13 protein-coding genes are annotated in these 10906 nt (G+C 70.8%); 3 read left to right on the top strand and 10 right to left on the bottom strand.

The genetic code is table 11. From position 1 onward, the window contains the following. The 9 genes from FNH05_RS21710 to FNH05_RS21670 all read right to left on the bottom strand — a co-directional run. The coding region (locus tag FNH05_RS21710; RefSeq protein ID WP_144590546.1) for an SDR family NAD(P)-dependent oxidoreductase at positions 1-321 on the bottom strand (321 nt) is incomplete at its 3' end. Continuing rightward, positions 318-1745 (bottom strand): aldehyde dehydrogenase family protein, encoded by a 1428-nt coding sequence (locus FNH05_RS21705; protein WP_144590551.1) that lies wholly within the window; start codon positions 1743-1745, stop codon positions 318-320. The genes FNH05_RS21710 and FNH05_RS21705, both read right to left, overlap by 4 nt. Continuing rightward, positions 1745-2515, bottom strand: a complete 771-nt coding sequence (locus tag FNH05_RS21700; protein ID WP_144590545.1) for an ABC transporter ATP-binding protein — start codon at positions 2513-2515, stop codon at positions 1745-1747. The genes FNH05_RS21705 and FNH05_RS21700 overlap by 1 nt, the downstream gene beginning before the upstream one ends. Then, the gene (locus tag FNH05_RS21695) at positions 2515-3276 is read right to left on the bottom strand and encodes an ABC transporter ATP-binding protein (RefSeq protein ID WP_144590544.1); all 762 of its coding nucleotides are present in this window, start codon (positions 3274-3276) and stop codon (positions 2515-2517) included. The genes FNH05_RS21700 and FNH05_RS21695 overlap by 1 nt, the downstream gene beginning before the upstream one ends. Further along, complete coding sequence (locus tag FNH05_RS21690) at positions 3273-4109, bottom strand: ABC transporter permease (RefSeq protein ID WP_144590543.1); 837 nt, start codon at positions 4107-4109, stop codon at positions 3273-3275. Before FNH05_RS21690 ends, FNH05_RS21695 begins: the two co-directional genes overlap by 4 nt. Next, positions 4106-5074: an ABC transporter permease gene (locus FNH05_RS21685; RefSeq protein WP_144590550.1), complete on the bottom strand. Its 969-nt coding sequence runs from the start codon at positions 5072-5074 to the stop codon at positions 4106-4108. Before FNH05_RS21685 ends, FNH05_RS21690 begins: the two co-directional genes overlap by 4 nt. Further along, positions 5074-6564 carry an ABC transporter substrate-binding protein gene (locus tag FNH05_RS21680; RefSeq protein ID WP_186382668.1) on the bottom strand — a complete coding sequence of 497 codons (1491 nt, stop codon included), beginning with the start codon at positions 6562-6564 and terminating at the stop codon, positions 5074-5076. Before FNH05_RS21680 ends, FNH05_RS21685 begins: the two co-directional genes overlap by 1 nt. A 97-nt stretch (positions 6565-6661) precedes the next feature. After that, entirely contained in the window at positions 6662-7696 is a 1035-nt protein-coding gene (locus FNH05_RS21675; RefSeq protein WP_144590542.1) for a trans-sulfuration enzyme family protein, read from the bottom strand. Then, positions 7693-8349: a B3/B4 domain-containing protein gene (locus FNH05_RS21670; protein WP_222426675.1), complete on the bottom strand. Its 657-nt coding sequence runs from the start codon at positions 8347-8349 to the stop codon at positions 7693-7695. Before FNH05_RS21670 ends, FNH05_RS21675 begins: the two co-directional genes overlap by 4 nt. A gap of 72 nt (positions 8350-8421) precedes the next feature. On the opposite strand from FNH05_RS21670, the gene FNH05_RS21665 reads away from it, so the two are divergent. Further along, positions 8422-8982 carry a helix-turn-helix domain-containing protein gene (locus FNH05_RS21665; protein WP_222426674.1) on the top strand — a complete coding sequence of 187 codons (561 nt, stop codon included), beginning with the start codon at positions 8422-8424 and terminating at the stop codon, positions 8980-8982. A 59-nt stretch (positions 8983-9041) separates the two neighbouring features. Continuing rightward, a complete protein-coding gene (locus FNH05_RS21660) occupies positions 9042-9416 on the top strand; it encodes an FKBP-type peptidyl-prolyl cis-trans isomerase (protein ID WP_144590541.1) in 375 nt (124 codons plus the stop codon). 7 nt (positions 9417-9423) lie between these two features. Here FNH05_RS21660 and FNH05_RS21655 read toward each other — a convergent pair whose 3' ends face one another. Further along, the gene (locus FNH05_RS21655) at positions 9424-10326 is read right to left on the bottom strand and encodes a LysR family transcriptional regulator (RefSeq protein ID WP_144590540.1); all 903 of its coding nucleotides are present in this window, start codon (positions 10324-10326) and stop codon (positions 9424-9426) included. Positions 10327-10401: 75 nt separating this feature from the next. Between FNH05_RS21655 and FNH05_RS21650 the strand changes: the two genes are divergently transcribed. Continuing rightward, a partial coding sequence (locus tag FNH05_RS21650; RefSeq protein WP_144590539.1) for a pyridoxal-phosphate dependent enzyme occupies positions 10402-10906 on the top strand: 505 nt, incomplete at its 3' end.

The raw sequence follows: 10906 nt of genomic DNA, 5'->3' as shown, positions 1-10906 counted from the left end.
GAGGTTGAGCGCCACCACCCGGTCGAATTCCGCCCGTGTGTAGTCCAGCAGCCGCTTGCGCACGTTCGTGGCCGCGGTGAGCACGACGATGTCGATCTCCCCCAGTTCGGCCGCGGCGCGCTCGGCGGCGCCCGGTTCCAGCAGATCGATCGCGTAGGGCCGGCCACCGGTCTCACGGGCGGCGGCCGGATCCAGGTCCGCGCTGATCACCTCGGCGCCGTGCGCGGCCAGCGCCCTTGCCGATTCCCGGCCGATCCCGCTGCCCGCGCCCAGCACCACGGCCCGTTTCCCGTCGAGCCGGAACAGCTTGTCGTAGGTCACGCCCGGATCACCGCCATCCGCGTCACGGTCAGCTCGTCGATGGCGAACCGCGGCCCCTCCCGGCCGATACCGGAATCCTTCACCCCGCCGTAGGGCATGGTGTCCGACCGGAACCCCGGGACCTCGTTCACCACCACCCCACCGACCTCGAGCTCGTCGATGGCGCGGAACGCGGTACCGAGGCTGCGCGTGAACACGCTCGCGTGCAACCCGTACCGGGAGGCGTTCACCTGCGCGAAGGCCTCGTCCAGATCGGAAACCCGGCGCAGGCACACGACCGGGCCGAAGATCTCCTCGTCCCAGCAGGCCACCCCGTCCGGCACGTCGGCCAGCACGGTCGGCGGGATCACGCCGTCGGACGCCTCGCCGCCGGCGAGCACCTTCGCGCCCGCCGCGGCGGCCTCGCCGATCCAGGCCAGCACCCGCGCCGTCGCCCGTTCGTCGATGAGCGCGGAGACGCGGGTGGCCTCGTCGCGCGGGTCGCCGACGACGGCCTCACCGAGCCGCGCGAGCACCCGCTCGGTCAGCGCGTCGGCGACCGAGTCCACGACGATCAGCCGCTGAACCGAGATGCACGCCTGCCCCGAGGCGTAGAACGCGCCGCGCAGCACGGCGTCCGCCGCCGCGTCCAGGTCGGCGTCCTCGGCGACCACGAGCGCGGCGTTCGACCCCAGCTCCAGCAGGGTCTTCGTGGGCGCCGCGTCCTTGGCGATGCGATGGCCGGTCGAAGCCGAGCCGGTGAACGACACCGCGCCGACCCTGCGGTCGGTCACCAGCGCCGAACCGACCTCCGCGTCGCCGGTGACGAGTTGCACCATCGCGGGCAGCGCGGTCGCCTCACGCACGAGGTGGACCAGCCAGAGCGTCGCGAGCGGCGTCTGCGGCGCCGGTTTGACGATCACCGGGCAGCCTGCCGCGATCGCCGGCGCGATCTTGTGCGAGGCGAGCAGCAGCGGGTAGTTGAACCCCGCGATGCCGACCACCACGCCGATCGGCTTCCGCTTCCAGAAGCCGGTCAGCCCCTCGCCCGAAGGCAGCAGGTCGAGCGGCACCGTCTCGCCGTGCAGCCGGGCCACCTCTTCGGCCGCGGCCTGCCAGGTCACCAGCGTGCGGGCCACCTCGACCCGGCAGTCGCACAGCGGTTTCCCGGTTTCGGCGACGAGCAGGCCTTCGAACTCGCTCTGCCATTCGGTCAGCGCCCGATGCACGTTCAGCAGGATTTCCCGGCGGGCCCAGGAGGGCAGCGCCGCGACCTCGCGGGCGAGGCCGACCGCCTCGTCCACCGCGCGCCGCGCCAGCTCCGGTGTCCCGACGGGTGCTTCGGAGACCACGCTGCCGTCGTAAGGAAAAGTGATCTGACAAGTGTCCGGTGTGGACACCCAGCCCGCCCCGATGGGCAGCCCGGACGGATACGGGTCGAACATCATCGTCCTCCCTCGGGGGTGCGCAGACGTGCCAGCTCCGCGTGTAGGTTCGGCGCCGCGGACATCAGTTCCCGGGTGTAGGGATGCCGCGGCGCCAGGTAGATCTCCTCGACCGGGCCCCGCTCCACGATTTCGCCCCGCCGCATCACGGCCACCGTGTCGCAGACGCGGCGTACCACGGCGAGATCGTGCGAAACGAACACCAGCGTCAGCTCGAACCGGGCCACCAGATCCGCCAGCAGGTCGAGGATCTGCTTGCGCACCGACACGTCCAGCGCGCTCACCGGCTCGTCGGCCACCAGCACCCGCGGCCGGGGCGCGAGCGCACGGGCGATCGAGATGCGCTGCCGCTGGCCGCCGGAGAACTGGTGCGGGTACCGGTCGCCGCTGTCCTCCGGCAGGCCGACGGCCGCGAGCAGTTCGGCCACGCGGGCCCGGTCGGTGTGGCCGAGGGGTTCGCAGATGATGTCGCGTACGCGCATGCGCGGGTCGAGTGACCCCATCGGATCCTGGAACACGACCTGCAGACGCGACCGCAGGAAACCGAGCCTGCGCTCGGGCAGGGTGTCGATCCGCTGTCCGTCGAACCGGATTTCGCCCGCACTCGGCTGGTCGAGCCCGGCGAGCAGCCGCACCATGGTCGACTTCCCGGAGCCGGACTCGCCGACGATGCCGAACCGCTGACCGGCGTCGATGTCGAGCGAAACGCCCCGCAGCGCGTGCGCCCGCCGGTACCGCCGATGCACGTCACGCAGTTCGATGAGTGCCACTACCCCACCTCCAGGTCCGAGGCGGCCAGCAGCTTCTTCGTGTACTCGTGCCGCGGCTGGGTGAGCACGTCCCGCGTGCTGCCCTCCTCGACGATGCGCCCGTCGAGCATCACCAGCACCCGCTCACAGACCCGCGCGACCACCGCGAGATCGTGGGTGATGAACAGCAGTGCGGCCGACCGCCGCGCCACCCCGGTGAGGATCAGGTCCAGCACCTGCGCCTGCACGGTGACGTCCAGCGCGGTCGTGGGCTCGTCGCAGATCAGCAGGGACGGGTCGTTCGCCAGCGCGATCGCCAGCATGATCCGCTGCCGCTGGCCGCCGGAGAGCTGGTGCGGGTAGGCGCGGGCGACGCCGGACAGGTCAACGGCGTCGAGCAGTTCCCCGGCGATCCGGTTCGCTTCCCGCGACGGGACCCTCCGGTGCAGCCTGATCGACTCGGCCACCTGCCTGCCCACCCGCATCAGCGGGTTGAGCGCGGTCATCGGTTCCTGGAACACCATGGCCAGCTCGTTGCCCCGCAGGCGGGACAGCTCCCGCTCGCTCGCGCCGAGGAGATGTTTCCCGTGGAACATGATCGAGCCGGTGGCCCGCAGCCCGTCCGGCAGCAGCCCCATGACCGCCGAGGCCGTCAGTGACTTGCCCGATCCGGACTCGCCGATCAGCCCGACCCGTTCCCCTTCGCCGAGCTCGAACGACACCTCCCGCACCAGCGGCACGTCCCCCGCGAGCACCGACAATCCGCGTACGTCGATCGTCATCGGGACACCACCCGCAGTCGCGGATCCAACCGGTCCCTGAGCCCGTCACCCAGCAGGTTGAAGCCGAGGACGGCGAGGGCGATCGCGATCCCGGGCACCAGCGCCAGCCGCGGCTGCACGGCGAGCAGTTCCTGCGATTCCTGGAGCATCCGCCCCCAGGACGGGGTGGGCGGCCGGGTACCGAAGCCGAGGAAGGACAGGGCCGCCTCGGCCAGCACGGCGATCGCGAAGGACACCGAAGCCTGCACGATCACCAGCCCGGCGATGTTGGGCACCACGTGCCGCCGCGCGATGAACGGGCGCGACCGGCCGCCCGCGCGCGCGGCGAGCACGTACTCCGTGCTCATCACCTGCAGGCTGCCCGAACGGGCCATCCGCGCGAAGGACGGGATGGTCGCGATGCCGATCGCGACCATCGCGGTGAGCGTGCTCGGCCCGAACACTGCACCGAACATGATCGCCAGCAGCAGCGCGGGGAAGGCGAGCACCAGGTCGTTGACCCGCATGACGAACTCGCCCAGCCCGCGCCGCGACATCCCGGCGAAGATCCCGAGCGGGGTGCCCACGAGCGCGGCGACCCCGACCGCCAGCACGCCGACGTAGAGCGTGGTTCGCGCCCCCACCATGAGCTGGCTCAGCAGGTCGCGGCCGAACTTGTCCGTGCCGAGCCAATATTCGCCGGAAGGCCCGAGCAGCCGCGCGGAGGCATCCACCCGCAACGGATCGTGCGGCGTCCACACGAAGGACAGCAGCGCGGTGAGCACGACGAGTCCCACCAGCGCGGTTCCGGTCAGCAGCGGCCAGTTGAGGCGGTTTCGGACGGCGACGCTCATCGGCTCCCCACTCTCTCCCGGCCGGCCTCCCTCAATCGCGGATCGATCAGCGCGTACGCCACGTCGACCACGAAGTTCACCAGGAGCACGGCCACCACCAGCACCAGCACGATGCCCTGCACGGTCAGCAGGTCCCGTGCGGCCACCGAGTCGAGCAGCAGACTGCCGAGACCGGGCAGCACGAACACCCGCTCCACCACCACCGCGCCGATCAGCAGTGTGGTCAACTGCAGACCCAGCACGGTCACCACCGGCACCGCCGCGTTCCGCAACCCGTGCCGGATCAGCGCGGGGTACGGCCGCAGCCCCTTCGACCGCGCCGTGCGCAGGTAGTCCTGGCCGAGGACGTCCAGCACCGCCGAACGGACATACCGGGTCAACACCGCGCCCTGGACCAGGCCCAGCGACAGTGCGGGCAGGACCAGGCCGCGCAGGAAATCCCCGACATCCTGGTCCGGAGGGGTCCAGCCGCCCGATGGCAACCAGCGCAGGCCGACCGCGAACACCTGCACCAGCAGGATGCCCGCCAGGAACGCCGGCACCGCCACGCCCAGCTGCGACAGGCCGGAGATCGTCGCCCCGGCCGCGCGCCGGTGCCAGGTCGCCGCGAGGGTGCCGAGCGGCACCGCGATCACCACCGCGACCACCATGCCCGCACCGACCAGCCACAACGTCACCCCCAGGCGGTCGACCAGTTGCGGGCCGATCGCCTCACCGGTGACGTAGGAGCGGCCGAAGTCCCCGTGCAGCAGCCCGCCGAGCCAGCCGAGGTACTGCACGGCCAACGGGCGGTCGAGGCCGAACTCGTGGCGGGTCTTGGCCAGCAGTTCCGGCGTCGCGCTCACCCCCAGTGCGACCTGGGCCGGGTCGCCCGGCAGCACCGCCATGAAGGCGAACACCACGATCGACGCGGCGAGCACGCTCACCACCAGTATCGCCGTCCGGCGCAGCACCGCCGCCACCATCACGCCCGCCCCAGCCCGGTGAGGTCGAAGGATTCGCCGACCTGGTTGCGGGCCAGCCCGGTCACCTTCTTCTTGGCCACCACCACGTTCGGGAACAGGAACAACCAGTCCGCCGCGGCGTCCGCGGTGATCGTCTCCGCCACCTGCTTCATGTCGTCGACCTGCTCCTGGGCCGTCCCGGCATCCGCCGCCGCGAGCAGCTGCCGCACACGCGGGTTGTCGTAGCCCCAGTAGTACTGGGGATTGCCGAAGGTCGCGATGTCCCGGGCCTCGACGTGCTGCACTATCGACATGTCGTAGTCGTGGCCGTTGAACACCTGTTTGAGCCACACGGCCGGGAAGTCCAGTGGCTCGATGTTCACGCGCACCCCGATGTCCGCCAGCTCGGAGGCGACCACCTGCGCGGCGTTGACCGCGTACGACAGGTTCGGGATCCGCAGCCGCAGCACCAGGTTCGTCTGCCCCGCCTCGGCGAGCAGCGCCTTGGCGCGGGCCGGGTCGTGGGGGTAGTAGCCGGAAAGGTCTTCGTACCAGGGGTCGGTGGGCGGCACCATACTGCCGATGAGCGTGCCCCGGCCGGCCCAGGCGGTGGCGAGCAGTGCCTTCCGGTCGATCGCGAGGGTCAGCGCCTGCCGCACCCGCCGGTCGTCCAGTGGCGGCCTCGCGTTGTTGAACGACAGCACGACCTCGCTGTTCGTGGTGCCCTGCAGCACCGTGAACCGGTTATCGGCCTCGAACTGCGGGATCGAATCGGGCGCGGTGATCGTGGAGACGACGTCGATCCCGTTGCTCAGCAAGGCGTTGTTGAGCGCGGTCGGATCCTTGATGTACTTGAGCACCACCGTCCGGTAGGCCGGCTTCGGCCCCCAGTACGCCGGATTCTGTTGCAGCACAATGGAATCACCGCGGCGCCTGCTCGCCACGAGGTACGGCCCGGTGCCGATGGGCGCGTTCGCGAGATCGGCCACCCCGGTCGGGCTGAACATGGCGCCGACGCGGCCGGTCAGGTCGAAAAGCCAGCCGTTGCTGGGTTTTTTCAACACCACTCTCGCATGCAGCGGGTCGACCACCTCCACGTGGTCAACGACGTCCATTTTGGACTTCAGGGAGACGGTCCAACCGGTTTTGACCCGCTCGAGGGAGAACCTGACGTCGTCGGCGGTGAACGGGGCACCGTTGCTGAACTTCACCCCGGGGCGCAACTGGAAGTCGTACGCCAGGCGATCCGGGCTGAGCGTCCACGACTGCGCGAGCAGCGGCACGATCCGGCCGTCCGCGTCCAGCTTCACCAGACCCTCGTACACGTTGTACAGCAGGGCTTGCGGGATGGCGGCGCCATCGGTGCGGGTGAAGTCGAAGTTCTGGGGCTCGGCCGCGAACCCGACCGCCAGCGTGTCGGGCCCGCCGCCGACCGAGGCGGTGGACCCGGCGGAACAGGCGGTGACCGCCAGCAGCAACGCCAGCGCGATGGCGGAAACCCGGACCCTCATCCACCCTCCAGCCCCGGAATGCCGGACCAGTAGCTTAGGTTCGCATCCCACCCGATCAAGGTCAACGAGCGGATGCTCACCCCGCCGCCGGCCCGGCTCAGCCCAGGGCCTGGTCCAGGTCGCGCCAGAGATCCTCCGGATCCTCCAGACCGACACTGAACCGGATCAGGCCCGGCGGCACATGGGCGTCTCCTGCCCACCGCGCCCGCCGTTCCACCAGGCTCTCCACCCCGCCAAGGCTGGTGGCGTGAACGACGAGTGAGAGCGAGGCGCAGAACCTCTCCGCGGTGTCCGCGTCGGCCAGCTCGAAGGCGATCATCGTGCCCTGACCCGGGTAGCTCACCCGGCGCACCGCCGGATGCCCGGCCAGCCGGTCCGCCAGCAGCGCCACGGTCCTGGACTGCTCCGCGAGCCGGACCGGCAGCGTGCGGAGGCCACGCAGCGCGAGCCACGCTTCCAGCGCGCCTGGCGTGGCACCGAGCCGGGTCCTGGCCGCCCGCAGGCCGGTGACCAGGGTCTCGTCGGCCGCCACCGCGAGGCCGAGCAGCAGATCGCTGTGCCCGCCGATCAGCTTCGTCGCGCTGTGCACGACGATGTCCGCGCCCAGCGTCAGCGGCTGCTGCCCCAACGGCGTGGCGAAGGTGTTGTCGACGACCACGCGCGCCTTGCCACCGGCCAGCGACGCGATGTCGATCAGTTCCAGCGTCGGGTTGGTGGGCGACTCGAGCCACAACAGATCCAGTTCGCCCGCCGCGGCGGCCCAGCCCTCCCGGTCACTCGGGTCGATCCGCCGCACCTTAAGCCGCCCCTGCTCCGCGGCGTGATCGAGCAGACCGCGCGTACCGGAGTAACTGAAGGTCGGCACCGCCACCCCGGCCCCGGCCGGGAGCAGGTCGAGCACCGCCGCCACCGCGCCCATCCCGGAGGCGAACGCGATCGCGCTACCGCCTTCGAGCGCCCCGATCGCTTCTTCGAGCGCCACCCACGTCCTGGTGCCCTCCTCGCGGGCGTAGGCGAAATCGCCGCCCGCGACGAAGGTGCTGGCCGGCACGATCGGCACGTTCAGCGGCTCGCCCGGGCCCGACGGCCGCCCCGCCGCTACCGCGCGCGTACGCGGCGTCCACTCGTTCATGCAGCCTCCTGTGCAATCAACCTCGAACACACGTCGACGTCCGGCCCCAAAGCGCGGATCAAATCCTCACCGGCCGCCGAGAGGGCCGCCAGTGGCATCGGTTCGAGCCGTTCCAGCAGGAACAGCCCGCGCTTGCTGTCTTCCCGCAGACGGGTGCGCACACACTGCCGGTGGTTCCATCGACGGCAGGTCACCCCCGCGTCGTCCCGCCACACCACTTCTCCCGGATCGGCGGTCTCGGTGACGGGCTCGCCGTTCGCCATGGTGTCGAAGGCCTCGTCGCCCCGGGCCCGCACCAGCCGCGGCAAGCCTGCGTAGGCGTCCAGATCCTCCCCGCCGATCGGCAGTCCATGCCGGACGGAAACCGTGTTGTAGCTGTCGACCACGCGGTTGACCTGCGGTAATTCGGGGCGGCGGAGGAGCGCTTCCAGCGAGTTCCTGGTGCGGTTCGGCTTGGCACCGAAGGCGCGGTAGGCCTCCCGCCAGGAGTCCACGTGGACACCCGCCTCGGCACGCGTGGTCACCGGTATCCCCTCGCTCGGCCCGCTGGGCAGCCCCTCGACCACGATCGCGAGCAGCGCGAAGTCGGGGCGCAGCCGGAACACCTCCTGGTCCACGTGGATTCCGTCCAGCAGCCTGTTCCTATCGTGCACAGTTGTCCTCCTGTCGCCGGTCAGTTTAGCGACCCAATCAGTACAATATATCGACTATCGAAGGAGTCCCTGGTGACCGACGGAGAACCGGCGGCCGTGCTCGCCCGCAACATCCGCGCGAGGCGGATCGCGCGGCACTGGAGCATGGACGCGCTCGCCGCGCGCGCCGGGCTGAGCAAGGGTGTCGTGGTGGCACTCGAACAGGGCCGCGGCAACCCGAACCTGGCCACCCTGATCCGGGTCGGCGACGCGCTCGGCGTTTCGCTGACCGCGCTGCTCGAAGGCACCGAAGCCCCGTCCATTTCGGTCCAGGACCAGGGAAATCTGCTGTGGGAGGGTGAGTCGGGCGGGACCGGGCGGCTGCTCGCCGGGACCGACGCTCCCGCGCCCGCCGAGTTATGGCGATGGCGGCTCCAGCCCGGAGAAGAGCATCGGAGCGAGGGGCACGCTTCCGGCACTCATGAGCTGATCCACGTGCTGACCGGATCGCTCCGGCTTAGCGTCGGTCAGGAGGAAGTCACCGTGCCTGCCGGTTCCACCGCGCGCATGACCGCCGACCGGCCACACGGCTACGCCAACGTCGGCGAAGAACCGGTCGACTACATCGGGGTGGTCGTGGTCCCCGTGTCGTGATGCGCACCGTTACACCGATCGCTACGGTCGCACCGACACCCGACAACAAGGAGTAGTTCATGGCACTGCAGAAGCCCGAGATCGACCGGCCCGAGGGACCGCCACCGGCGGATCTGGAGATCACCGACATCACCGTCGGTGACGGCCCCGAGGCGACCTCGGGGAAGGTCGTATCGGTGCACTACGTCGGCGTCTCGCACTCCACGGGGGCCGAGTTCGACGCTTCGTGGAACCGGGGCGAGGCGTTTCGCTTCCCGCTCGGTCAGGGCCACGTGATCCCGGGCTGGGACCAGGGCGTGGTCGGTATGCGGGTCGGCGGCCGTCGCAAGCTCGTGATCCCGCCGCACCTCGCCTACGGCTCGCGGGGCGCCGGCAGCGTGATCAAGCCCAACGAAACCCTGATCTTCGTCGTCGACCTGGTCGGCGTCTCCTGAACCCGGGCTATCCGAGCCGGACCGCCGCCTCCCGCAGCAGGTCGAGCATCTTGGCCACGTGGGCGGGCGGCCGGTTCCGGTGCACGGTGTGGATCTCGCGAACCGGTCGTCGTCCGGCGAGGTCCCGCACCACCAGCCGCGCGGGGTCGGCGGCGGTCAGCAGGCTCTGCGGCACGAACGACACTCCCAGTCCGGCCCGCACGAGCGCGAGGATCACGGAATAGTCCCTCGTTTCGTAGGCCACCCGGGGCCGGACACCGGTCTCTTCGACCAGACTCTCGAAACAGATCCGGCTCGGGGCCCGCTCGTCGCCGGAGATCCAGTCGTCCTCGGCGAAGTCCTCGAACCGCAGACGCCGGGCCGTGGCCAGGCGATGATCCGCCGACAGCACCAGGCGCAGCCGGTCGGCCAGCAGGGACCGCCGCACCAGGCCCCGCGCGGGCGGCAGCTTCACGGCCGGGTACCGGTGGGTGATGAGCAGGTCGAGATCACCGGCCAGAACGAGGCCGTACCCGTCCGGCGGTTCCAGGTCGACCAGCCGCAGCCGCGTCCGGGGGTACGCCTCGCGGAAGGCCCGCATCGCGGGCGGCACGAGCAGCTGGCCCGCGGTGGCGAAGGTGCCGACGCTCAGCTCCGCGGCGGGCAGTTCCCGCAACCGTGCCAGCGCCAGTTCGGCGTCGCGCAACTCGCCCGCGATGGACTCCCCGTGCTCCACCAGCAGACGCCCGGCCTCGGTGAGCGAAGCGCCGGTCGGCCGCCGCTCCAGCAGGGCGCAGCCCGCCTCCCGTTCGAGCCGGGCCAGTTGCTGTGAAAGTGCCGAGGCGGTGAAGCCCATGCGGCGGGCCGCGGTGGCGATGGACCCGGCGTGTGCGACCTCGACCAGCACACGGAGTCGTTCGGGGGCGATCACGGCCTTAAGTATTGCTAACGTCGGCTTAGCCAATAGCGCTAACTACTTAAGACCTCCACTGGCCACAGTGGGGTCATGACAGCCACTCTTGCCGACGGTGTGACCGCCGCGGCAGCGCGCATCGCCCCGCACATCCGGCACACTCCCTTGCTCCGGACCGAAATCGACGGCCGACCGGTGGTGCTCAAGCTCGAACATCTCCAGCGGACCGGCTCGTTCAAACTGCGGGGTGCGCTCAACGTGCTGCTCAGCGGCCCGCGCCCGCGGCGTGTGATCACCGCGTCCGGTGGCAACCACGGCATCGGCGTGGCCACCGCCGCCGCGATCCTCGGCCTGCCCGCCACCGTCTACGTGCCCTCGACCGTGCCGGAAAGCAAGGCTCGGCGCATCGAGGCGGCGGGTGCCGAACTGGTCCGGACCGGCGACCGGTATGCGGACGCGGCGGCCGCCGCGCACGAGGCGGCTGCCGTTCCCGGCGCCCGCTACGTGGAGGCCTACGACGACCCGGTCGTGATCGACGGGCAGGGCACGCTCGCCGCGGAGATCGTCCGCGAAGCGCCGGAAATCGACTCCATCGCCG

Origin of the sequence: Amycolatopsis rhizosphaerae, assembly GCF_007713715.1 — a bacterium.
Classification (GTDB): Bacteria; Actinomycetota; Actinomycetes; order Mycobacteriales; family Pseudonocardiaceae; genus Amycolatopsis_E; species Amycolatopsis_E rhizosphaerae.
This window is presented reverse-complemented; position numbering and strand designations above follow the sequence as displayed.